This is a genomic window from candidate division KSB1 bacterium (assembly GCA_034505495.1).
In the GTDB taxonomy this organism is placed as follows: Bacteria; Zhuqueibacterota; Zhuqueibacteria; order Residuimicrobiales; family Krinioviventaceae; genus Fontimicrobium_A.
In genome coordinates this window covers 69104-93746 of sequence record JAPDQV010000002.1, presented here as the reverse complement: position 1 = coordinate 93746, position 24643 = coordinate 69104, and the positions used below count along the sequence as shown (strand labels likewise).

Annotated in this window: 18 protein-coding genes and 1 pseudogene; 6 read left to right on the top strand and 13 right to left on the bottom strand. The window is 56.5% G+C overall.

Going from position 1 to position 24643, the window contains the following annotated elements; genetic code table 11:
* Positions 1-5: 5 nt before the first annotated feature.
* Positions 6-1748 (bottom strand): M14 family metallopeptidase, encoded by a 1743-nt coding sequence (locus ONB24_01425; protein MDZ7314761.1) that lies wholly within the window; start codon positions 1746-1748, stop codon positions 6-8.
* Between the two features lie 250 nt (positions 1749-1998).
* The gene (locus tag ONB24_01420; protein MDZ7314760.1) at positions 1999-3276 is read right to left on the bottom strand and encodes a hypothetical protein; all 1278 of its coding nucleotides are present in this window, start codon (positions 3274-3276) and stop codon (positions 1999-2001) included.
* 309 nt (positions 3277-3585) lie between these two features.
* Between ONB24_01420 and htpG the strand changes: the two genes are divergently transcribed.
* A complete protein-coding gene (gene htpG, locus ONB24_01415; protein ID MDZ7314759.1) occupies positions 3586-5487 on the top strand; it encodes a molecular chaperone HtpG in 1902 nt (633 codons plus the stop codon).
* A gap of 18 nt (positions 5488-5505) precedes the next feature.
* Here the strand turns inward: htpG and ONB24_01410 are convergent, their stop codons facing one another.
* The 11 genes from ONB24_01410 to ONB24_01360 form a co-directional block, all read right to left on the bottom strand.
* Positions 5506-7119: a M14 family metallopeptidase gene (locus tag ONB24_01410; protein MDZ7314758.1), complete on the bottom strand. Its 1614-nt coding sequence runs from the start codon at positions 7117-7119 to the stop codon at positions 5506-5508.
* A gap of 72 nt (positions 7120-7191) precedes the next feature.
* Positions 7192-8076, bottom strand: coding sequence for an HAD family hydrolase (locus tag ONB24_01405; protein ID MDZ7314757.1), 885 nt, complete (start codon positions 8074-8076; stop codon positions 7192-7194).
* A 27-nt stretch (positions 8077-8103) separates the two neighbouring features.
* A complete protein-coding gene (locus ONB24_01400) occupies positions 8104-9393 on the bottom strand; it encodes a diphosphate--fructose-6-phosphate 1-phosphotransferase (protein ID MDZ7314756.1) in 1290 nt (429 codons plus the stop codon).
* A 14-nt stretch (positions 9394-9407) separates the two neighbouring features.
* Complete coding sequence (locus ONB24_01395; protein ID MDZ7314755.1) at positions 9408-10679, bottom strand: lactate racemase domain-containing protein; 1272 nt, start codon at positions 10677-10679, stop codon at positions 9408-9410.
* A 17-nt stretch (positions 10680-10696) separates the two neighbouring features.
* On the bottom strand, positions 10697-12145 hold the full coding sequence (gnd, locus tag ONB24_01390) for a decarboxylating NADP(+)-dependent phosphogluconate dehydrogenase (GenBank protein ID MDZ7314754.1): 1449 nt from the start codon (positions 12143-12145) through the stop codon (positions 10697-10699).
* A 39-nt stretch (positions 12146-12184) separates the two neighbouring features.
* Positions 12185-13240: a tetratricopeptide repeat protein gene (locus ONB24_01385; GenBank protein ID MDZ7314753.1), complete on the bottom strand. Its 1056-nt coding sequence runs from the start codon at positions 13238-13240 to the stop codon at positions 12185-12187.
* A gap of 15 nt (positions 13241-13255) precedes the next feature.
* Positions 13256-14035, bottom strand: coding sequence for an SDR family oxidoreductase (locus ONB24_01380; GenBank protein MDZ7314752.1), 780 nt, complete (start codon positions 14033-14035; stop codon positions 13256-13258).
* A 17-nt stretch (positions 14036-14052) separates the two neighbouring features.
* Positions 14053-15354, bottom strand: a complete 1302-nt coding sequence (locus tag ONB24_01375) for a TRAP transporter large permease (protein ID MDZ7314751.1) — start codon at positions 15352-15354, stop codon at positions 14053-14055.
* 16 nt (positions 15355-15370) lie between these two features.
* The gene (locus tag ONB24_01370) at positions 15371-15886 is read right to left on the bottom strand and encodes a TRAP transporter small permease (protein MDZ7314750.1); all 516 of its coding nucleotides are present in this window, start codon (positions 15884-15886) and stop codon (positions 15371-15373) included.
* The gene (locus ONB24_01365; protein MDZ7314749.1) at positions 15883-16857 is read right to left on the bottom strand and encodes a TRAP transporter substrate-binding protein; all 975 of its coding nucleotides are present in this window, start codon (positions 16855-16857) and stop codon (positions 15883-15885) included. Before ONB24_01365 ends, ONB24_01370 begins: the two co-directional genes overlap by 4 nt.
* Positions 16858-16969: 112 nt before the next feature.
* Entirely contained in the window at positions 16970-17155 is a 186-nt protein-coding gene (locus tag ONB24_01360) for a ferredoxin (protein MDZ7314748.1), read from the bottom strand.
* A 427-nt stretch (positions 17156-17582) separates the two neighbouring features.
* Here ONB24_01360 and ONB24_01355 point away from each other — a divergent pair.
* The 5 genes and pseudogenes from ONB24_01355 (at position 17583) to ONB24_01335 (ending at position 24259) form a co-directional block, all read left to right on the top strand.
* Positions 17583-17891, top strand: a pseudogene (locus ONB24_01355) (spore maturation protein).
* A gap of 264 nt (positions 17892-18155) precedes the next feature.
* Positions 18156-18689, top strand: coding sequence for a spore maturation protein (locus tag ONB24_01350; protein MDZ7314747.1), 534 nt, complete (start codon positions 18156-18158; stop codon positions 18687-18689).
* A 251-nt stretch (positions 18690-18940) separates the two neighbouring features.
* Complete coding sequence (locus ONB24_01345; protein ID MDZ7314746.1) at positions 18941-21637, top strand: carboxypeptidase regulatory-like domain-containing protein; 2697 nt, start codon at positions 18941-18943, stop codon at positions 21635-21637.
* Between the two features lie 120 nt (positions 21638-21757).
* Positions 21758-22648: a DMT family transporter gene (locus ONB24_01340; protein MDZ7314745.1), complete on the top strand. Its 891-nt coding sequence runs from the start codon at positions 21758-21760 to the stop codon at positions 22646-22648.
* A gap of 171 nt (positions 22649-22819) precedes the next feature.
* Positions 22820-24259, top strand: coding sequence for a biopolymer transporter TolR (locus ONB24_01335; protein ID MDZ7314744.1), 1440 nt, complete (start codon positions 22820-22822; stop codon positions 24257-24259).
* Positions 24260-24643: the final 384 nt, after the last annotated feature.

Genomic DNA, 24643 nt, shown 5'->3' with positions numbered 1-24643 from the left:
ACCCCTTAAAAGCGACGGCCGGCGATGCCGCCTTTCAGAGAATCAAAGATAATCTCGCCCGTCGGACGGCCGGAGACGATCCATCGCACCTGCGCGCTGCCCAACCCCGGCACGCCGTCAATACACAACCTTTCCGGCCGATGCTTTTGCTCCGTCACCCAATCCAGCAGGGGATTGTCGACGCGATAGCCGGCAACCACGCGACATCCCTTGAGCTCCAGCCAATCGGGCCTGGTAAATTGGTGTTTGACTTCGTGAGCGCTGCGCGTGGGGATGAGTCGATCGTTGATCACCCGCACATCGATCTGCCACAGCGTGTCGCTGATTTTTTTCACCGCAACCGAATCGATCCGCACCTGCGGCAGATGATAAGCGTGAAACAAGGTAAACGCCATGTTGCGGTGGCACATCTCTTCCAGCATGAACGAAGGCGCGGTGCGCGTCCAGGATTTTTTGATGCCGCCGATTTCGATGCGGCCGAACTGGGGATGGTCGAAGGGCTTCCAGGGCACGATGCCTTCGCCGAACAGCAGCAGCTCGTCGAAGCGATAGATCTCTTTTTCCGCGCCGAACCAGCTTTTCGCGCCGTTGGCGCGGCGGTTGTAGTCAAAGGACGTCCACAGCTCGTTGGTAAAAGTAAAGATGCCGCGGGCGCCGTAGAACCAATCGAGTTCACCGCCGTAGACGGAATAGAGATCGCGATGCAGCACCATGTATTTGTAACCCGGCAGGATCTCCTCGCCGAGCTTGCCCAGAGCGTCGTACACGCGGTTATCCGCCGCCAGGTAGGTGGAATCGTCGGCCTGACCGGGGCCGCGCAATATCATGCCGCCGGCGTTGTGGTAGCTTTGCGCGCCGGCGATGTTGGGATGCGCCTTGACGAACTCGTTGACGGCGCGGTTTTCCGGAATGGAAAAGGGGTAAAAATCGGCGCCCTCCTGCACGAACATCGGCTGCCAGTTCCAACCCCAATTGCGGTTCGGATCGTAATAACCCGGACCGTCTTCGTTGAGGCGGCCGTCCTCGTCGTTGTCGATCCCTTCATAGCCGAGCAGCTCATAGTCGCCTTTGACGTCGTCGGCAACGCGCACCATCAGGCGCGGATCATCGGGATCTGCTTTCCAGCGGCCAACGGGACTGCGTCGGCGCATCATGACGATAAAGCCGTCGCCGTCGAGGTCATCCGGAGGATCCTCGTCGAGGTCGCCGTCGCCGTCGTCGTCGCGCGGCAGCATGCCCGAGCGCGGCGAATGCGGCGTGTTCGGCCGATGCATGAACTCGTCGCGGGCGTCGGGATTGATGGTCGGCACAATGTAAAACGTCTTTTGCTTCAGCAGATCGGTGATCCAATCGATTCGGCCGAAACTCTCCGCCAGAAACCAGGCAGTATAAAGCGCCGCTTCGCTGCCCTGGATTTCGTTCGAGTGGATGTTGCCGTCGATATAGAGGGCGGGTTTGCGCGACGCATCGCCGTGGCGAAAACTGGTGACGGTCAGCAGATAAAGGTCACGGCCTTGCGCCGACTTGCCGATGGAGCTGAACCGGACGCACTCGGGAAAAGCCTCGGCCAGCCTGCGGCATAGATCGCCGATCTCGCGCGAGTCGTAGTAGCGGTTCCAGGCAATCGGAACCCGCGGCGAACTCGGCGCACCGACGGCTTTGAACGGCGGGGTCTCCTGAGCAAAAAGAAGCGCGGCGCTCAGCAGAGAATAAAAGACAAGGGGTTTCGAAATTTCTTGCGGCTTCATTCTGCAAACTGCTCAATTTAAAGTGATCAACAACAAACTTGCCCATCAAAGGCGTCCATAATCAAACTCGGACAGCAAGATTTCGGCGACGACTTGCCCAATACAGGGCTGAACAAATCGCGGACGAGCGGCGCCGGTCGACGGATGGGCGACGCTTATTCGTCCGGTCGTTGGGCGGGGTCGAGTTCTGTTTTCACAATGCAGTATTTTGCTTTGCCGGTGAAAAAGAGCACACGGGCGCCTCCAGCGACTACTTAGGGCTTTTGTTGAATTCAATAAAATGCTCCGACGCGAACGAATCGTCGTTTGGCTTGATGCGCTTCAAGAAAAATCGGGCTCTTTTGCCGAGGCGCAGCGAGGTATAGCGGTTTTCGATATCCTCTTTGTCCTTTGTGGGCTGCAGCGACGGATACCACAAGATGTAACCCTGTTTTTCAAAAAGCAGCTGCGGTCTGCTCCACTCCTGCGTGCTCTCAGGCCGACGAAAATCTTTATTTTTATTGAAGGAGATGAACACCTTGTCTCCTTGCCACGAAGGCCCTTCGACTTTGGCCATGAGCATCACCCAGCAGTCGAGATACGTATTCCAGCTGACGGAGGGTCCCCAATAGAAACCGCCTTTCGGCGAGGATGCCGGTCCGCCGCCCTCCTCCATGGGAATCTGCAGGCTGCGGATCGGAACCCCGATGCCGTCGTGAGGAACGCTGAAATCTTGACCGTCCCAACGCCGCGCCTTGCCTTCCGGCTCATCGAGGTCGCTCAGCGCAATGCGCGCGACGCTGATGCACTGGCCCGCCCATTCGATGCGAGGGTCATACGTCGCTTCATCATAAACGCCCGGATAGCCGTATTCGCCGTAAAAAACGTAAAGGTATTCGCCGCTCGCCACGGCCGAGGGATCGCCGACGCCGCCGGCAAAGGTGTTCGAGGTGTTGTGCGGCTTGAGAATCATCCGCTCGTCCAGGTCTTCCAGCAGAATGCCGCGGTCCTCCCAGCTCTCGCCGCCGTCTGTGGATTTCATAATGCCGATGCGCGGCACCGCCGCCGGACTTTCGGGTCCCTGCAGCCCCTGCGGCCATTTATCGCCGCGATAGCCTTTACCGGTGGCCGGATCGTACGGCAGCGTCGAGGGATAGTTCTCGTTGTGGTAGAGCGCGTAAAGAGTCCGGCCGGAAGGATCGCGGGGATCCTGATAGACCGTCTCGAACCAGACGGCGCCGTGCAACCCTGGTTCGCCGACCGGCGCATTCTTGGGCATGCGCGGCGACTTGAAAGCCTCCCGCGGACTCTGAAAGACCTCCTCGGCGTTGCGGCCGTCCGCATATTTCAAGTCATCAGCGTCGCCCCACAGCGGATCCTCGCCGTATTTGCCGGGGAAAATGCGCAGGCGGTCACCAATCCACGCCTCGGCCATATTGCAGTCGACGAACGAGTTGAAAACGATCTTTTCCGCCGGTACAAGCCTAAAACTCGGCAGATTGTCGCCGGAAGGTCCCCCGCATCTCAAGACGGCCGCTGCACCGAGAATGCTCAGCAACACCGGAATGTGTTTTACCGCTGTTTTGCACTGGGTTCTCAATCGCCTATTCTCCTCTGCTCGACTAATTGCCGTAGATAAAGATAACTCTTGTCGGTCAAAAATCAGAGTTGTTTAGGATGCCGTCGCTTCAGCCGCTGAACGTTCAACTATGGTTGTCTGTGGGAACCGCAGACTGTATAACATCGTTTTTTTCACCGCTTTACTTGGATTTTTGCCGCTTTTTCCTAAATTATGCAGCTTTTCCCGAAGGGGAAATCTATGTGTCACGAGTTTGATATATCCATGGGAGGTTGATTTATGTCCGAAAGTGCTGCTTCCGCCGCACGCTATGAATTTCAGGCCGAAGTGCGGCAGTTGCTCGATATCCTTTCGCATTCTCTGTATACGCATCGCGACGTATTCATTCGCGAGCTCATTTCCAACGCCTCTGACGCGCTCGATAAGGCGCGCTTTCTGAGCGTCAAAAACGAGCCGATGTGCGATGCAGATCTGCCGTTCGAGATCCGCATCGATCTCGATGAGAAGAAAAAGACGTTTACCATCAGCGACACCGGCATCGGCATGACCAGGCAGGAGCTGATCGACAACCTGGGCATCATCGCCCGCTCCGGCACCGCGGAATTCCTCAAGCAATTGGCCAAAGATAGCAGCGACCTTTCGCTGATCGGCCGCTTCGGCGTGGGCTTTTATTCCGTCTTTGTCGCCGCCGCCCGCGTGGAGGTGATCAGCAAATCGGCCAAGCCCGACGAACCGGCCTGGCAGTGGAGCAGCGACGGCGGCGGCACATTCGAAATCGCTCCGGCGCCGGAAGGGACCCGTCGCGGCACGCGCATCATCGCGCACCTACGTCCCGATGCGGAAGAGTTTGCCCAGAAATGGAAAGTGCAGGCCGCCATCGAGAAATATTCAAACTTTGTTCCGTTTCCGATTTTCCTCAACGGCGAGCAGGTGAACAAGATCACCGCCGTATGGCGCGAACCCAAATCGAGCGTCAGCAAAGAGCAGTACCAGGAGTTTTTTAAATTCATCGCTCATCAGGAAGAGCCGCCGCTGACCTGGCTGCATTTTTCCGCCGATGCGCCGATTCAGTTCCATGCCCTGCTGTTCGTGCCCAAAACGAACATGGAACTGTTCGGTCTGGAAGCTCCCGACGAAGGCCTACACCTGTTCGTGCGCCGCGTGCTGATCGACGCCAAGTACAAGGAGCTGCTGCCCAAGTACCTGCGCTTCCTGCGCGGCGTCGTCGAGAGCGACGATCTGCCGCTCAACATTTCGCGCGAAACGCTGCAGGAAAATCCGCACCTGGCCAAGATCAAGAGCACTCTGGTGAGCCGCCTGCTGTCGCATTTCCAGGAACTGGCTAAAAACGAACCCGAAACCTATGCCGAGCTTTGGAAACAGCACGGCAGAATCCTCAAAGAGGGCTACAATGACTTTGCCAACAAGGACAAGCTCGCCGCGCTGTTCCGCTTCAACTCTTCCAAATGCGCAAGCAGCGAGGAGCTCATCTCGCTCGAAGAGTATGTGCGCCGTAAACACCCGGAGCAAAAAGAGATCTATTACCTCTCCGGTCCTGACCGTAAGACCATCGAAAATCAACCGGCGTTAGAGATTTTCAAGGTCAAAGACGTGGAGATCCTCTACTGCTACGAGCCGATCGACGAATTTGCGCTGCCCGGGCTTATCGAGTTCGAAAAGCTGCCCATCGTTTCGGCGGACACCGTCGATCCGGCCAAACTGGACAAGATTCCGTTCAAAGAGGGAGCCGGAGAGAGCCAAGCCGCAGCCGACGAGAGGAGCCTGGACAAGCTGGCGCGGCGGATTAAAGACATTCTTACCGACCGCGTCGAAGACGTCAAGCTGTCGGGCCGCCTGATCAACAGTCCAGCGGTACTGATCAGCCAGGGCATCTCATCGCAAATGGAAAAGATCATGCAGCTCTACACGCCGGACGCCAAGCCGCCGAAAAAGATCATGGAGATCAACCGCCGCCATCCGCTGGTTGCCGCCATGGCCAAAATCTATGAACGCAATCCCAAGGACGAGCTGCTCTCGCTGGCGGCCGAGAACCTGTTCTGGGCTGCAGCCCTGCTCGACGGCGCCGTAGGGGACGTGCAGGCAGCCGCCGATTCGATGCAGCGGGCGCTTTCGGAGCTGCTGCAGCGCTATACCAAAGAACTCGAATCCGACACAAAATGACGGACGCGCCTCGGCGGCTCACGGAAGAGTTGCTGAGGCCGTCGCCTCTCCGGCGGCGGGAATAACCGCTTTCACCTTGACGGTCTCTCCCGCTTTGCCGGTGAGCATCCAGCTCTTTTCTGTTTCGCCGCCTGCCGGCAACGGCTCGAGCAGATAGAAGCGCTTCCCCGCCGTCAGGCGAATCCTTTCCGAAACAATTTCGATCTTGAGTCGCGGCCCGCGCCGAATCTGATCGCCGACCGCGGAGGAGGTTGGCAGATAGCCGCAATTGCGCAGGGTTGCTGTCAGGCGATAGAGTCCCGCATCCATGCGCTCGGCTTTGAGAGCAAGCTCGAGCCGCGGTCGGCTTTCCAATAGCTCCATCCAGAAGCGAAAATAGCGATCCGTTACGGATTTAAGGCTGTCGACAGGGGGATTCTTACGGGCAAACGGCACCCAGCCGCCGACCTGGACCTCGCGATCGGGAAAATCGGGATGAGCGATTTTTTGCCAGGGGACAAAGCGGTCAGTCAATCCCTGCGCGCGGTACCAGGCAAAGAACCCGCGCTCCAGATCCTGCCGGCTCTCGGCCTTGCTGCTCGAATCCGCGGGCGGCAGCCAAACCGGCGCAAAGAAGGAATAGAATCCCAGGTGATAGTAAAGCCATTCGGCCGGGTTGCCCGGCTCCGGCTGCCGTTCCGGCCATAAGGGCAAAACGCCTGACTGTTTGAACCGCTCGGCAACGCGGCTGAAAATCGGCGCATCTTCGGGCAAAGGCTGCTGCAGCGGTTTGCCTTTTTCCGCCGCCTTGCCTTGCCAAGGGTGCAGCAGATTGTCGGCGGTAGAAAAACTGAAAACGGCAAAAATATTGGGGTGAGCGATGAGGAAATCAGCCAATACGCGGCTTTCGGGTTCGGAGAGCGGATCATCACCCGCCGCTTCAGTGAAATAGCGGTATCGATAGGAAAAGTTGCGGTTGAGGTCGACGCCGCCGGGCGGATCTTCGTTCCAACGGCCGTCTCGGTCGTTATCAAAGCCTTCGCCGTAAAGGCGCCAATTTCCGACCTCCCCCTTGGCCGGATCGGCTCGGCGCAACAGCGGCGGGCATTCTTGATCCTCCAACCACTCGCCCGCACCCTCGACGCGCATCAGGGTGATCAGGCCGTCGCCGTTTAGATCCTCGTAGCCGTCTTCGTCCGTTTCGCCGTCGCGGTCATCGTCAATCGGGCGGTCGTTCGTGCAGCGGTTCTGCAGCGGGGTAGCGTTATATGCGCGGGCGGCGGCATCGGCATTGAGACAGGGAATGACGAAAACCGCAGTGCTCTCCAAGACGGCGATGCGGTCTGAGCGCAGCAGGCGCTCCGTAAAGCCGAGGCACACTTGCGGCGAAGCGAGATCGTCCCCTTCCACGCCGCCGATCAAAAGCATTGCCGGAAGATCGTCGCCTCTTCCGAGCCGCAGCCGCAGCACCGGACGTCCCCCCGGCGTGCGCGCGAGCGTATCGACGCGGACAAGCTGCGGATGAGCGCGCGCCAAGGCCTCGCACCGCCGATGGAGCTCGTCCATCGAGTCATAGCCGTCCAGCACTGCGGCGGAAAGCAGGGTTGCAAGACAAAAGCTAAGAACAGCGGTGCGGAATAGCAGGGCTTTCATGACTGGTCTCGGGTTTTCTTTTTAAAAGAGCGCGTCCGATCGGCTGCCGACCGTTTTTGACCAAGAAGCGACTCACCGCTTCCACGGCGGCGTATCGGGAAGCAGCCGTTCGAATTCAGCGATCAGCGCTTCTTCATAGGCGCCGGCAAATTCGCTTTTATGGAATCGCTCCAAAGCCTCGCGGTAAAACCGCTCCCACGATTTCTCCTCGGCGCCCGGATTGATCGGGAAAAAGAGAATCCCGTTGGCTTTGGAGGCCTTTTGATCGCCGGGCGCATCGCCGATCATCAACGCCTTCCGGGGATCATATTTGCCGTTCAGCGCCAACTCGATCATCTCCTTTTTGGAGCCGATCTCTTGCCCGCCGATGAAACGGACATAGCGTTTCAGGTCGTGCTCCTCCCATTCGCGGTCGAGCGCCTCATGCGGCGTTGCCGAAACGACGATAATGTCCGCCCACTGCGAGAGCTTTTCCAGGCTTTCGCGCACCAGCGGAAAGGGCGGCACGTTGCGGACAATGTCGGCGACTGCCTCGTTGACAGCGATCGACCAGTCGAGCGCCCGCTTGAGATCGGGGTCGCCGGTCCGTTCCACCTCAGCCTTGAGCGCCGGATTGCCCAGTTTTGTCTCCCGCTCCATCCAGGCGCGCAGCCCTGGAACTTTTGGGATAACGGCTTGCCGCGCCTTTACCTCCGGCCGCTCTTCGAGCAGATCGAGCGCCAGCACATAGGAAATAAAGCGGTTGGCGCCGCGCCATTTGGAATACAAGTTGGTAAACTCGGCCGCCTCGCGGGCGTATTTGGCGACCGGCTGAAGATCGAAATACTTGATGAATTGAGGGATAAAGCACTCTTTGTGCTTGATCTCCATCGTGTCAAAGGCGCAGCCGTCGGAATCGATGGCGACGAGGAACTCATAACGCGGCTGCAGCTCTTTCAGCTCCTGTGCGGGGTCCATTGTTCAGATTCCTTTCCTTGCCTCATCTTATCGATACGCTTGCGGCACATAGGGCGGCAAAAGCTGCGGCGCAAAGATCTTTTCAAAGCGCGCCAACCGTTGGATGCCGTTGATGACCGGCACGCTCACCCAGTCGTCGCCGATCAGCGGCTTGGCGTAGCGCACGAAATCGTCGGTCACGTCGATGCGGCTGGGGGCGATCCATTCTTTCGGAAAACAGCGCTCAGAATTGGCCACAGCCTCCAGCGGCACATGCGCATAATCGACGCTGTAGATGATGCCCGGGCGGCGCAAGATCGTGGACATATAGCCGGAGCCTTTTTCAACGGCAATCACCACGCAGTTTTGCCCCACTTTGTAGGCCTCTTCGAGGTCGACGGTCGAGGCGTAAACCGCAGTGCTGCGCTGATCGGTACCGACCACCTGGCCGCGCGCCTTGCCGCGCGCCTTTAATCCAACTTGGTTCAAATAGTTGACGATAATCTGCTGCACGCTGGACTCGCTGGCGCCGTATTCGATATGACCAAAGGCGTCGCGCCGAGCCCCGACGTCGCCGGCATCGAATCCCTCCGACACCACCACGATGCAGCGGCCGCTGCGCTTGAGCTCATCGTTGACGTGATCCGCCAGCTCCTCGAGCGTGACGCCCGACTCCGGCATATAGATCTGTAGCGGCATTTCGCGCTTTGGATCGGCCAGCCGCGCCGCAGCCGGTATAAAGCCGATTTTGCGCCCCATCACCTGGATCACCAGTACCGGATCCGACGGGCTGGAGCCCAGGTTCTCCTCGTTGGCGTTCTGAATGTTCATCGCCCAGTAACGGGCAGTAGAGCCGTAGCCCGGCGTGTGATCCACCAGCTTGAACTCGGAATCGCCGACGTCGTTGTCTATCGTTTTAGCGCCGCCGACGACGATCAGATCGAGGCCGCTTTGATGCGCCAGATTGGCGATCTTGTTGGCGGTATCCATCGAATCGTTGCCGCCGATATAGATGAAATAGCCGATCTTGTGCGCTTTAAAAACTTCGATGATGCGCTGGAAATCTTCGGTTTGTGAGGATTTGACTTTGTAACGGCAAGTGCCGATGGCGCCCGCAGCCGGCGTGGTGCGCAATAGCGCAATCTCTTCATCCTTTTGCGCCGAGAGATCGAGCAGCTCTTCCTTGAGCACGCCCTCAATGCCGTGCCATGCGGCATAGATTTTATCGAAATGATCGGGAAACATACGGCAAGTGTCGATAATCCCCCGCACCGTGTTGTTGATCACCGGCGAGGGTCCGCCCGACTGCGCCACCACAACATTTTTGAACCTTGCCATGAACGCTTTGCCTCCTATGATAATGATTCACCTTTTGCGCTTTTTAATCGATACAGTTTTTCACCGGCATGAGGAACATAAAGCACGCCTTCTTCTTCACGATTCATCCATTCATCCACCCTGATGGTGCGCGGGTCACGATACTCCAAGTTGATGCGATCGCACACATCCGGTGGAATCGACGTGGCCAGAACCACGCGAATGCGCGGCTTTTCGATGCCGTTTTCGAACGTCCCGGCCCCCTTCACATGCGTCGAATGCGCCATGACGCCTCCGGGCACGTCGGCAAACTGATTCATCTGCTTGAGAAAATAGTCGCGCACGTGATAGCCGATGCGTTCCAGCCAAAAACCGTGCGTTACCGAGACTTCGGAAATGTGAGGTGCATAAATGATCAGCTCGGCGCCGTCCGCCGCCACCGGTTCCAGTTTGTACATGCACTTGCCGCCGGTCCACAGGTCTTCGTACATGGCCGGTGCGCAGGCTAAAATGCGGTGAAACGGCTTGTCTTTGTAAACAATGTGCACTTTTGCCGACAAATCGGCGGCCGCCGCCCAGGCCTCTTCCGGCGGCCCGAGAAAGAGTCCGGCCAAACCGTCGTCCTTGACGACCAGACTCATGCAGTACCGCTCGATCGGCACCATGGAGGCGGCGCGGTCGATGACGTCGCGCACCGGCGTGTATTTGACGCCGATGATCTCCATATTGGTGATCAAAGCGCCGAGCCAATGGAACATGTCGATGATCTCGGCTCCGGCTATGCCGGGGAACAGATACTTGTTGCCGCCGGAAAAGCCGACGACCTCGTGCGGGAAGGTCGGCCCGACGATGATCAGACGATCATAATCGAGAATTCGGCGATTGATCGTCACGGTGACCTTTTGACGCAGGCGGCCGCCGCTGAGCATTTCCACCTCTTCTTCATCCAAGATACCGATAGTGACGAGCCGCTGCGGATCATCCCAACGATGGTTGAAGAAGCGGGCTTTGGAGAACTCGCTTTGCCGCTGCTGCGGCGTAATGCCGAACCGGCGGGCGATCATCTCTTCGCTCATCGGCGGATGCGTGCCTAAAGCGATGAGAAAGTCCAACGCCGCCGCCCGATCGGCCAGCAGGCGATAGATCACCCGAAAGATCATATCCATCGGCGCGCTGCGCGTATGATCGGGGACGATGAACAGCAGCCGCTTGCCGTCGAGCCGTTGATTGTCGAACGCTCGGCGGCAGATTTCTTCGACCTGCGATTCCGCAAGAAGAGTATCCGGTGAACCGGTGCCGATGACCACAGACTGGTTCCTTTTCCTTAAACCGTATAAGCAGTAGATGCCGTCGTACCGCCGCGGCCGGTCCAGTTGGTATGGAAAAACTCGCCGCGCGGTCGATCGATGCGTTCGTACATGTGCGCGCCGAAATAGTCGCGCTGCGCCTGAATCAGGTTGGCCGGCAGACGTTCGCAGCGATAGCCGTCGTAATAAGCCAACGCCGAGCTGATTGCCGGAACCGGTACGCCCAAATCAACGGCAGTTTTTAGGACGCGCCGCCAGGAAGGCAGAGCCGCGGCGATTTCGTCTTTAAAGAAAGGATCGAGCAACAGATTGACCAACTGCGGATTGCGGTCGAACGCCTCTTTGATGCGGCCCAAAAAGACCGATCGGATGATGCAGCCGCCGCGCCACATGAGCGCAATGCCGCCATAATTGAGATTCCAACCGTACTCTTGAGCGGCGGCGCGCATGAGCTGATAGCCCTGGGCATAGCTGACGATCTTGGAAGCATAGAGCGCCTGCTCGAGGTCGTTGATCCACTGCTTTTTATCGACCTGAAACGTAGCAACACCGGCGGCGAGGTGCTTGGCGGCTTCCATACGCTCTTCTTTCAAAGCGGAGAGACAGCGGGCAAAAACCGCCTCGCCGATCAAAGTCAGCGGCTGACCCTGATTGAGCGCCTCGATGGCCGTCCATTTGCCGGTGCCTTTTTGTCCCGCAGCGTCGAGAATCAAGTCAAGGGTATAGTTGCCCTCCTCGTCCTTGTAGGCCAGGATGTCGCGTGTGATCTGTATGAGATAGCTGTCGAGCTTGCCCTCGTTCCAGCGCGCAAACACCTGATGCATCTCTTCGTTGCTCATGCCGACGGCCCGCATCAGGTGGTAAGTCTCACTGATCAGCTGCATGTCGCCGTATTCGATGCCGTTGTGCACCATTTTGACAAAGTGACCGGCGCCGTTTTCGCCGACCCAGTCGCAGCATGGAACATTGTTCTCCACTTTGGCGGCAATGGCCTGAAAGATCGGCTTGACCAGCGGCCAGGCAGCCGGCGAACCGCCCGGCATGATCGACGGCCCCCACAGCGCGCCTTCCTCACCGCCCGAGACGCCGGTGCCGATGTACAGCAGACCCTTTGACTCGACATAAGCGGTGCGGCGAATGGTATCCGGAAAATGGGTGTTGCCGCCGTCGATGATGACGTCTCCGGGCTCCAGATGCGGCAGGAGTTGCTCGATGAAATCATCGACCGCCTGCCCGGCCTTGACCATCAGCATCACTTTGCGCGGCCGTTTAAGGCTGTCGACCAGCTCTTTGACCGAATAACACCCTTTGATGTTCTTGCCCTTGGCGCGGCCGTTGATAAAGGCATCGACTTTGGAGGTGGTGCGGTTGTAGCAGGCGACTTTGAAGCCGTTCCGCTCCATATTCAGAATCAAATTCTCGCCCATCACGGCCAAGCCGATCAATCCGATATCATAATCTCCCATATTGATCTCCTCAACGTTTCTTTTTCCATCCTTTCGGCATCACCTTCCCGCAGCTCTCTGCATTTGCTGCAGGGCTTGTTTATAGTACTCGGCCTTGGGATTCAGCCTTGCCGCCCGTTTCATCGCGGCAATGGCATCCTCATAACGGCCGGCATCATGATATAACCATGCCAATGTGTCCCAGATTTCCTCGCTGTTCGGTGCCAGCGAAGCGGCGCGTTCCGCCAAACGAATTCCCCAATCCCTGTATTCCGGTGAATTGATCTGATGAATAAACCAGGCGCAGGCGTTCAGCAACAATACGGAATCAGGAAGGCGGTGCAGCGCCTCCTGATAAAGCGAAATTGCTCTATCGGCCGCCGCGGCATCGCCCGAAAGCGCCCGACCTTCCTCGGCGCTGATCAGGCTGCGGTATCCGAGCAGCAGGCGGTCGGCGTCGGTTTCCTGACGAAGAACGGCGGTCAGTATAGAATCGGTTCTTTGGCGGCGAAAGTCAAACAGCGCTGCATAGAAATCGGCGGCAGGCTTATATCCCGACCGGTTTTGCGGATCCAATCGGCGAACGCGGGCAAAGAAATGCGCCGCCAACTCGTCCTGACCGCGCTTTTGATAGCGCTCGGCAATGCGATAGGCCCATTCGACGTCGGTCGTATCCTCGCTGAAACGGCGCAAATAGGAAAGCAGCGTATGGCGATCGACCGCCCAATCTGCAAGCGTTTCGATGAGGGCGGCATTTTCGCCGTTGAAACCAATGATGCGATCGCGCTCGCGCGCATCGACACCCATTACGACCAGCGTCGGAAACGCGGAAATTTGAAAGAACTCGATCAGGCGATCTCCCTCGCCCACGCCTTTGACGACGCGAAAGGGCACATATTGCCGGCGAATCATTTTGACGGCTCGGCGATCCTGAAAAACGCTCTTTTCCAAAAAGCGGCAGACGGTGCAGGTCGGCGAGGAAAAATAGACGAGAATCGGCTTCTGCCGCTTTTGCGCCAGATCGATGACCCTTTGCAATGTACCGGTTTGCCAGTCGATCCGCTGCAGTGTACAGGCGGCTAATAAGAGCGCTGCAACAAGTGCAAACCGTCTCATCGTCCTTTCTCCATATCATATTGTCATGGCCGAGAAGCCGCCGTCGACGCGAATAAGCGCGCCGGTGACGAATGAGGCGGCGCGGTCGGAAGCCAGCCAAATCACGGCACCGATCAACTCGTCCGGTTCACCGAATCGCGCCATGGGCGTATGCCGCATGATGTCGGCGATGCGCTCCTGCGTCAATATTTTCCGATTTTGTTCAGCGGGGAAAAAGCCCGGCGCCACGGCATTGACGCGAATGCGGTAGGGCGCCCATTCGCGCGCCAGCCACTGCGTCAAATTGTTGACACCCGCCTTGCTGAGACTGTAAGTAAAGACTTTGGACAACGGCGGGCCCGAAGAGGCGGAGGAAATGTTGATAATGCTGCCGCCTCGGCCTTCCGCAATCATTTTTCTGCCGAAAACCTGACAGGCGAGAAACATGCTTTTGAGATTCACGCTCATGATGCGGTCGTATTCCTCTTCGGAAATTTCAAAAAAGGGTGTGGCCGAGTTGATTCCGGCCGCATTGATGAGGATGCTCGGCGGAGACAATGTTCTGCACACCTGTTCCAGACAGCGTTCGAGGTCGGCTTTCGAGGCGGCGTTGCCGGGTACGGCCATCGAGCGCACACCCTGAGCAGCCGCTTCAGCCGCCGTCTTTTCCGCGTTCTCGCCGTTCAAGTCGAAAACCGCGATATCCGCACCGGCCTTGGCAAGTCCGACGGCCATGGCGCCGGCCAGCACTCCCCCGCCGCCGATGACGACAGCGGTCCGGTTCTCCAGGCTATAAAGTTCTTCCAGGTAACTCATATTGTTCGGAATCCCCGTCACTTTAACAAATGCAGCATTTTGGGCAACGCCAAAGACAATTGGGGTACAAAAGTAATGACAAAAAGGGTGATGATCATCGACAAAAAGAACGGCAGAATCGGCCGCATGACTTTGGAGATGGTGGTTTCGGCAATGCCGCAACCGACGAACAGGCAGGCGCCTACCGGCGGCGTGCAGATGCCGATGCAGAGGTTGGTGATCATGATGATGCCGAAATGCACCGGGTCGACGCCGAGCTTGGTCACTACCGGCAGAAAAATCGGCGTAAAGATGAGAACCGCCGGCGTCATATCCATAAACGTGCCGACGAACAACAGCAGCAAATTGATGATGATCAGAATCACCGCCGGATCCTTCGAGACGCCGAGGAGCGCGGCGCTGATCTGCTGCGGGATGTTTTGATGCGCCAGCACGTATGACATGCACATCGAGGCGCCGATCAGCAAAAAGACGACCGAGGTCGTAACTCCGGACTGCAGCAGAATGGCCGGAAGGTCGCGCACCTTCACTTCGCGATAAACGACGACGGAGAGCAAAAGCGCATAAAGAACGGCGATCGCCGAAGCTTCCGTCGCGGTGAACACACCGCTGAGGATGCCGCCCAGGACCAGGACGATCAGCGATAAAGGCGGCAACGCTTCGGCCAGACGCCGCAGCCCTTCACGGGCCGAAACCCGCCCGCCGCGGCCGTATTTGTTTTTGACCGACATGACGGCGGCGGTGATCAGGAGCCCCAGGCCGACCAAAATACCCGGCAGAATGCCGGCCATAAAGATCGCCGCCACGGAAACCGCACCGCCTGCCGCTAACGAATAGACGATCATGACGTTGCTCGGCGGAATCAAAAGTCCGGTGGTGGCGGCCGTAATGCTGACCGCGGCGTTAAATTCGCGGTCATAGCCGGCGCGGTTCATCAGCGGCACCATCGCACCGCCGATGCTGGAGACTGCGGCCGCGGCAGAGCCCGAAATGGCGCCGAACGCCATGCAGGTCAAAATGTTGACGTAGGCCAAGCCGCCGGGCAGACGACCGACCAAAGTTTCGGCGGCAGCAATCAGACGCCGTGCAATTCCTCCCTGTCCCATTAAATTGCCGGCCAAAATAAAAAACGGAATCGCCAAAAGAGAAAAACTGTCGATGCCGGTGGTCATCGTATAGGCCACCGTTAAAAACGCCGGCAATCCGCCGACGGCAAAAATAGTGAGCAGCGAGGCGATGCCTATAGCAAAAGCGATCGGCACGTTGAGAACGAGCAGAACGACAAAGCTGACGATGAGAAGAACAAGCGGCAGGTCCATAGTGCTGCTCCAAGCCTTAGCTCTTGAGCGATGTTGAGTTGTCGACAACCGCTTTAACCTTTTTCATTGCCCCCAGAAAAAATTCAAGACTGTAGAGGGCAAAGAAAAGTCCGGATGTCGGCACGGCCAGATAGACAAATCCCATCGGAATGTGCAGAGCCGGTGTAAGCTGACCGAAGCGGAACGTCACGATCACCAACCTTAGCCCGCCGATAATAAACACGAACACGGCAAAAAGCAAAATGGCAAAATAAACGAAAGCCTCGGCAACGGCGGCTGAATAAGGGGAAAGACGGCCGACAAAATAGTCGATGCCCAGATGGGCTCGACGATGCAGAGCGACAGCTGCTCCCAACAGACCGACCCAAATCATGAGAAACGTCGCCAGTTCTTCAGTCCAATTACTGGGATGCTTAAGGATGAACCGCGTCGCCACCTGCCACGTTACATCGAGCGTAAGGACGGCCATGACGACAGCAACCAGCCGTTCCAAAATACGGTCTAATACTGTTTTGACTTTCGGTCCGATCATTCAATCTCCCTGATACGGCGCGCCAACTCGCCGATTTCCGTGCCCTCATAGGCTTGGTACATGGCCTGCGCCCGCTCCATGAATGGGCGCTTATCCGGATAATAAACCTGCAGGCCTGCAGCTTTCATTTTTTCCATAGCTTCCTGAACGAACTCTTTCCAAACCCGGCGCTGGTATTCCACCGATTCATCCGCCGCTTCCTGCAGTACTTGCTTATGAAAAGGCGAAAGATCGTTCCACACCAAAGTGCTGATCAGCAGAATGTCCGGCACCATCGTATGCTCGTCCAAACTATAATATTTGGCGACTTCATAATGTCTCGATGTATAAAGGCTGGGCGCGTTGTTCTCGGCGCCGTCGACCACGCCCTGCTGCAGAGCGGTATAGAGCTCACCCCACGGAATAGGGGTTGCCGAACCGCCGAGCACATCGATCATCTGGATGGCCATGGGGCTCAATTGGACGCGGATTTTAAGGCCTTTTAGATCATCAGGGTGCAGGATCGGCCGCTGCTTGGTGTAGAAACTGCGCGCCCCGGCATCGTAATAGCACAAGCCGCGCATGCCTTTCGACTCGCCCGCCAAAAGCAGTTTCCTGCCGATTTCACTGCGATAAACCCGCCACTTGTGATCATCATCGCGAAAGAGATAAGGCAGGGCGAAAACTTTGAACTGCGGAGCAAAGCTCTCCAATGCCGCGCTGGAAACCTTGGTCATCGACAGGATGCCGAGCTGCAGCTGCTCGATGCACTCTTTTTCCGTCCCCAATTGTTCGCTGGGATAGATGTCGATGCGCAGGGTGCCGTTTGACTTTTCCCAGGCGCGGGCTGCCATGTAGACCATGCCTTTATGCACGGGATTATCGACATTCAAGCCGTGGGCAATTTTGAGCACCTTTACACTTTGGTCGCCGCCACGGCAACTCAGCAGCAAAAGACCGAGCAACGCCGTCAAGCGATACTTTCGATGCATTCTCTGCTCCGCCGAGGGTGATAAGGGAGACAAGTGGAAAAAAGCCGGGAAAGATGATTAAAAAAATGGCCGACTGTTAATCGGCCATTTTCTGCAAGACATTAAAAAGGACTTATTCGATGATGATGGCTTCGGATGGGCAGGACTCTGCCGCTTCTTTTACCTCATCTTCCAACCCGGCCGGAACCGTTGCGCTCTTGACGACCGCGACGCCGTCGCCCATCTGGAAAACATCCGGCACCGTGTCCACGCACAACTCGCAACCCGTGCACAGATCAGGATCGACCTTGACTTTCATTGAAATCCTCCATTAAAATCTAAAGTCGGGAAAAAATAGCAAAGACGTCCCAAAAATCCAAATAATTTCTCTGATCTTTTCGGCAAGACAAATCATTTCTATCCAGCCTGCAGAAAAAATCGTGAATCAAACTTCCAGCTTTTATCGAAACGGGGCGTGGAGCATCCAGGGGGGCGAATGAGCCTTGCCTCGGCAGAAAGGATTTGTCGCCCTTTGAAAAATAAACGCCACGGATCGGTTTTCATTTTGCTTGTCTTTAATTTAAAAAAGCTTAGCTTTTATTAGGAAAAGGAGACGGCTTAGAATGATGAATTGGATTTGGTTCCTTTTGATCGCAATTTCGTTGGCTGCAGCTGTCGTTTTCGGCAATCTTTCGGCTCTTATGCCCAGCCTCGTCGATGCCGTGGGCACCGCAGTATCCACCGCCATGGGGTTGATCGGCATCATGAGCTTTTGGTTAGGCATGATGAAAATTGCCGAAGCCTCCGGTTGGATTCAAGGGCTGGCGCGACTGCTTCGGCCGCTCAGCCGTCGACTCTTTCCGGATGTGCCCGCCGACCATCCGGCGATCGGCGCCATGACGCTGAACTTGGCTGCGAGCTGGTTGGGGCTCGGCAACGCCGCTACGCCTTTCGGCATCCGCGCCATGGAGCATTTGCAGGAGCTCAATCCCGACCCCGAAACCGCCTCCGACGCCATGATCCTGTTCCTCGGCCTTAACACGGCCGCAATCACATTGGCACCAATGACCATCATCGGTGTGCGGGCCGGTCTGGGGTCTACGGATCCGGCCGCCGTGGTCGGCCCGACGATCTTCGCGTCGACTATTGCCACTTTAACGGCGATTCTCGCCGCCAAGTGGTACGGAAAACTGGCTCGCAGTCGATCGCGCAAAAACCTAATGCAAATCGCCGCCCAGCTCCTTGCGGCCGTTGTTGTTGTATGGGGATTCAACACGTTGGTCTTGCCGCTTTTACAGAGGCTGCACCTGCGTCAGTTCCTGCGCAGCGGGGTCGAGCTCCTCTCGAATGCGCTGATCCCCTTGTTGATTCTGTTCATTCTGCTCATCGGCATGGTGAAAAAGATCAAAGTGTATGAAGCGTTTATCGAAGGCGCCAAAGAGGGCTTTCAGACGGCGGTGCGCATCATCCCTTTCCTCACCGCGATTCTCGCGGCAGTCGCTCTGTTCCGGTCTTCGGGCGCTATGCGGGTCTTTGCCGACCTGCTCTCGCCGATTACCGACGCCTTGGGTATGCCGGCCGAAGTATTGCCCGCCGCACTGCTTCGCCCCCTTTCGGGCAGCGGATCCTTGGGCGTCATCACAGAGTTAATTAAAACCCACGGCGCCGACTCGTTCATCGGCCTGCTCGCCTCGACCCTTTACGGCTGCACGGAGACGACTTTTTATGTACTGGCCGTCTATTTCGGCGCCGTCGGCATCAAGCGCACCCGTTACGCCGCGGCGGTCGGATTGACGGCGGATGCGGCAGGCATTGCCGCCGCCGTGGCCATTTGCCGCCTGCTGTTTCTTTAGACTGTTTTATGACTGCGCATTTTTTTCGTTTAGCAATGAAAAAAATGCCGAGTATAGCTAAAAAGAAATGCGGCTTACATTTTTGACATCGGTTGATCGGCTGATCACGTTGGAAACCTTGGAATATATGGACTTAGCCTATCGTTAAAGCCACGGTAAAAGTGCAAACTTATCCAGATTTTGATCCGCAAATCTGTTTTAGGCATATCCATTGCATTTAGAGTTTTCAGTCTTTTTTCTTGGAGGTTGTTATGAAAAAGGTGTTGATCCTCTTGCTTGTTTTTGCAGGGGTCTTGGGGGTTTCACCTCTTGCCGTTGGCGCCGCCAAGCCGTACCTGTCGGCTGATCCGTTGCAGCTGAACATGGAATTGGCGATTCGCCAGTGGATCACTGAGAACGACCAAGGCGTTTCTCCCGCCCTTCTCCAGGTAAACGGCAGCGGCTCGATTTCCGGCAAGGTCAAGAGCGGGGGCAAGCCCATTCGCGGCGCAACGGTTTTCTGCTGGTCGGTGAACCAGGAGGGGGTTGCGGTCCAGACGTCGGTCAGCGACAATCAAGGTGAATATACGCTCCGTCATCTGGATGCCGGCGATTACTATGTCGTGGCCACGGCCGAAAATTACGACATCCAGTTCTACCGCAACGGCCGTTCGCCGATGGACGCTGATCCGGTGCACATTGCCGACGGAGCCGCAGTTACCGGCATCGACTTTAACCTGAAAAAGCTTGCCGGCGGCGCCGGAGCCATTTCCGGTCGCGTTACTGATGAGGAAACCGGATCACCGATTGCCGGCGCATGGATCGTGGCTTTGAGCCGCAAGAGCCCTTTTGCGCAAAAGAATCTTTTCGCCGTCTCTGACGCATCCGGCAATTACAAGATCAGCAACATGCCGGACGACACCTATTTGGTTGCCGCTTACGCCAACGGTTATTTGCCCGAGTATTACGAAAATGCCTATTCGATGGTCAGAGCCAAACCGGTGATTGTAAAAGGACAAGAAGTTCCGAATATCGATTTTCCGCTGGCCAAGGGCGGTGCAATTTCCGGCACGGTGATAGCTGATGAGGGCAAGCCGCTGGCCGGAGCGGTCGTTTCGGCGCAGCCTTTCGACAACAGCCCTGCACTTCTGGACATTCCCGGCGTCAATATTGTTCGCCAGACGGCCGTCACAGATGAAGAAGGCAAGTACAAGATTTCCGGTCTACCGGAAGGGACATTTCGCGTCATGGCGCAGGCCGGCATCGGCAGCTTTAATTATGTTCTGTTCTATAATAATAAAACACGGGCAAAGGATGCGGATCCGGTTGCGGTGCAGGCCGGAAAGGAGACCTCCGGCATTGACTTTAACTTTGCCGAGCCCACAGCCAAGATTACCGGTACTGTACGCGATTCATCCGGTATGCCGATAGCCGGTGCGTTCATCACTTTCGTTTACCAGAATCAGAGTGATGATTTGACCTGGGCAAAGCTGCGGCGCTATGCTGAAACCGATACCGGAGGCAACTATGAGCTGGCTAATCTGCGCGCCGGCGTCTATTTCGTCGGCGCTTGGATCAAAGATGCACGGCAGCTTAAAGGCGTCTGGTACGACGGAGCCGCACAGCTAAAGGATGCAACGCCCATTCAAGTAGCGGAAGGACAAGTCGTCAGCGGCATTGATTTCGTTCTCGACACAAGCACGGATTATGGGGCAGTCAGCGGCAGGGTCACTTTTGAGGGAAACAATGAGCCGGTCGCCAATGCCGTTGTGCAGGCAGTCCCCAAACGCGGAAATGTGAAAAATTCTTTAAAACATTTATCCCAACTGGTCACCACCACCGATGAGTCGGGCGCCTATCGCCTGTATCCGGTTTGTGAAGGCGACTATTACATCGCCGTGAGATTCGGCGGGTATGTCGAGTATTTCGATGACAAGCCGGCGCAGTCTGCCGATGTGGTGCATGTAACGGCCGGACAAGAGACACCGAACATCGACTTTAAAATACCTGTTCCCGCCGCCGCAGGAAGCATCGTTACCGGTACGGTAATAGATGAGGCGACCGGCGCGCCGATTCCTCAAGCGCTGGTGACGGTTTTTCCCGCCAAGCTTCCCAAGAACTTTACGGGTCCGGCTGCCCAATGGGCACGCATCTATTACACCGGCGTGACGAATACGGAAGGAGGTTTCGAAATCGTCGGTATCGCGGGAGGGAAGTATATTATCTCAGCTTGGGCGCGAGGCTATGTCGGGGAGTTCTATGACGATACCCACAATCCGACTCGAGCAGTCGTTTTTGAGTTGGACGGTACCAATCGCCGTGACGGCATAGAAATCGCCCTGCAGCCGGCGCAGGTGCCGCAGACGCCGCTGGGCGGCGTTCTCGCCGGCGAGGTCAACGACGGCAACGAGGGCGTGGAGCAAGCCATGGTCTGTGCGGTCGATGCAAACAATAATGTCGTACAGTCCTGTTTGACGGGTGCGGACGGAAGTTTTGCATTGACCGGCCTCGACAGCGGTTCCTATCGGCTGATGGTCGCCCGCCCCGCTTTTCAAGTAAGCTATTACCCGAGCGCCGATCCCGCCCAAGGCCTCGCCGTGGACTCAGCTGATCCCAACAGCACCATTGACCTCGCTCTTACGCTTTCCGTCGACCCGGCCTCCATTACGGCACCAGGCGGTAAACCGATCCTAAGCTATCGATTGGAGCAAAACTATCCCAATCCGTTCAATCCTTCGACCACCCTCACCTATCATCTGCCGCGAAAGGCTGCCGTCACTATGTCGATCTTTAACGTGCACGGCCAATGGGTCACCACCCTGGTCGATGGTGTGCAGGACAGCGGCATTTATCAGGTGGTTTGGAACGGCCTCGATCAGAAGGGAAAACCCGTTCCGTCCGGCGTATACATCTGTCGATTTGAAGCCGACGAGTTTACGGATTTTAGGAGCATGCTCCTTCTCAAATGATGCTGCAGGAAAGGCCCTCACAAGTTGTCTGTTGTGAGGGCCTTTCGTTTGCAACTTTGCCTTGCATTCCATGAAATTTTTTCGTATCGTCGCTCTCCATAAAGCCACTGGAAGAGCGAAATGCCCTATTTGGGAGAGACAGCCGCCTTAACGGCGGCTTTTTTTTGGGGATTTGGAGCGTTACTGTTCGAAAACGCCGGAAAACGAATCGGCGCCCTGCCGACGAATCTGTTGCGCCTCGTTTTAGCCTGCATTTTTCTGAGTGCCACTCTTTATGCCCAAAGAGGGGTGCTGATCCCGCTTGATGCCCCGCCGCACAGCATGAAAATGCTCGGCCTGAGCGGCTTGGTCGGCCTGGCTTTAGGAGACGGCGCTCTGTTCTATGCCATCGTTATACTCGGGCCTCAACTCTCTACTCTGTTGCTCTCTTTGGCGCCGCCCATCACCACCATTACCGCTTGGATATTTCTCAATGAAAAACTGAGTCCCACTGCCGTCAGCGGCATTGTGCTCACTTTTTTGGCCATTGTCTGGGTCATCAAGAATCCGCGCGATAAAGCGGTTTATCGCGGCTCGAAGACGCTGGGCGTTGCTCTCGGATTGATCGCTGCCCTGGGACAAGGACTGGGCGTCATCTTGGCCAAACAGGGATTGAGCGGCGATCTGGACGCGCTCTCGGCAACGCTTTTACGCATGCTGCCGGCAACGATCGTCATGTGGCTGTTTGCGCTCATAACCCGTCAAGCCAAACCGGCTGTGGCGACGCTGAAAAACCGGAAAGCGGCACTGATCGTTCTGGCCGGAGCTCTTTTGGGTCCGTATCTCGGAGTGTGGCTGTCGATCGTGGCGGTCAAATACACCGAGGCGGGCGTCGCCGCGACTCTGCTTTCGACCGTGCCGATCATGCTTATCCCGCTCGAATTCCTATTTTACGGGCGCAAGCCGACTTGGCGCAGCTTGATCGGGACGCTGGCCGCCGTTTTCGGCGTGGCACTGATCTTTGCCAGGTGACCGGCCGCGTGCGAAATTTACGTGATTGCATTGCCGACTACTTTTAGTTATTTTAAGCGTCACAATAATTTTATTGCCGTCTTTGCAGCGCTTTAACGAAGAATATGGAGTCAGCCTATGAAAAAAGTTACTTCCCTTTTGCTTTTCATCTTGATTTCGGCAGGAGGAAGCATGTCATCGGGCACATTAGGCCCCTTTAGTTCGGCGGTTGACGTCGGCAATTGCCGGTTCAAAGGGCAGACCGTTTACGATCCGGTCACCCAAACCTTCATCATCGGCGGGTCGGGTCGCAATATGTGGTTTAGAGAAGACGAGTTTCATTTCGTCTGGAAGAAAATGAGCGGCAATTTCATTCTGACCGCGCGGTTTGCCTTCATCGGCCAGGGCGTCAACGCGCATCGCAAGACCGGCTGGATGATCCGAACCGCTTTGACACCCGACTCTCCCTATGCCGATGCCGTGGTGCACGGCGACGGCTTGACCTCACTGCAATTCCGTAGAGCATTCGGTGACGACACCGAAGAAATCAAGGCCGAAATAACTGCCCCCGACGTTCTGCAGCTCGAGCGCAATGGGGACCGCATCACGATGCGCGCTGCGCATTTCGGCACGCCGCTGCAGGAGACCGGCAGCCTCGAGCTCGCTATGGGAGACACCGTCTACGTGGGGTTGTTTATTTGCTCGCATGAGGCGGATGTGTTCGAGCAGGCTCGGATCAGCAATGTGCGCATCGAAGTACCGGCGCCCGCAGGCTTTCGCCCCTACCAAGACTATGGCGGCAGCCGACTTGAAATCCTTGAGATCGAGAGCGGGTTACGTACGATCGTATACGAATCCCCCGAGCCGCTCGAAGCTCCCAACTGGACGCGCGACGGTAAGGCTCTCATCTACAACAGCCGCGGCCTGCTCTATCGGTTCGATTTGGAGACGCAAAAGATCGAAAAAATCGACACCGGTTTTGCCGTGCGCAACAACAACGATCACGTCATCTCGTTCGACGGCAAGCTGCTCGGCATCAGCAATCACGTTGAGGGCGAGCCGGGCGGCGGTTCGGCGATCTTTATCGTGCCGATCCAAGGCGGCAAACCGCGCCGCGTGACGGCTAATACACCCTCATATCTCCACGGTTGGTCTCCGGACGGCAAATGGCTGATCTACACAGCCGAAAGGGGCGGTCAGTACGACATTTATAAAATTTCGGTCAAAGGCGGCAAAGAAATTCAACTCACCAATCAACCGACTCTCGACGACGGCTCGGAATACAGCTACGACGGCCGGTGGATCTTTTTCAACTCGGCGCGTACCGGCAAAATGAAGCTCTGGCGCATGAAACCCGACGGCAGCGGCCAGGAGCAGTTGACTTTTGACGAATGGAACGATTGGTTCCCGCATCCTTCGCCGGACGGCAAACACATTCTTTTCTTATCCTACCCGCCCAGCATCGATCCGCAGTCACACCCCCATTACCAGCATGTCATGCTTCGCCTTTTGACGTTGGAGACGGGGACGATCAGAGTGGTCGCTTACCTCTACGGCGGCCAGGGAACCATTAACGTTCCTTCCTGGAGTCCGGATGGAAAGCGGGCAGCCTTTGTCAGCTATTCTTTTTAAGGCGCACCGTGCGGTTAAAAGATCCAGGATGAGTGCATAGTTGCTGATTAGAAACGTCAAAAAGCGAATGCCAATCCATTGAAAACAATTCTCTTTAAAGCCTATGATCCGAAATGAGAGACGCTCTGCTTTCTGCCCATAGGCAAAGGCTGAAACAGAGTGTTTCACCCTATGTTTATTTTGCAGCCGAGACAGAGGCGTATTGAACTTGATTTCCAGTTTGGGAAAATTCGAAAAGCGAATAAGGAACTGTCGACGACAATTTAAGGATTCATTAGGCAGGCTTTAACGGAGGCGGCTTTTGACCTGCTGTTTGCTTGAAAGCTGGTTGAAAAAGCAAAAGGATAATAAAAAAAGCGGATGATAGTGTACACGCCTAGGGGG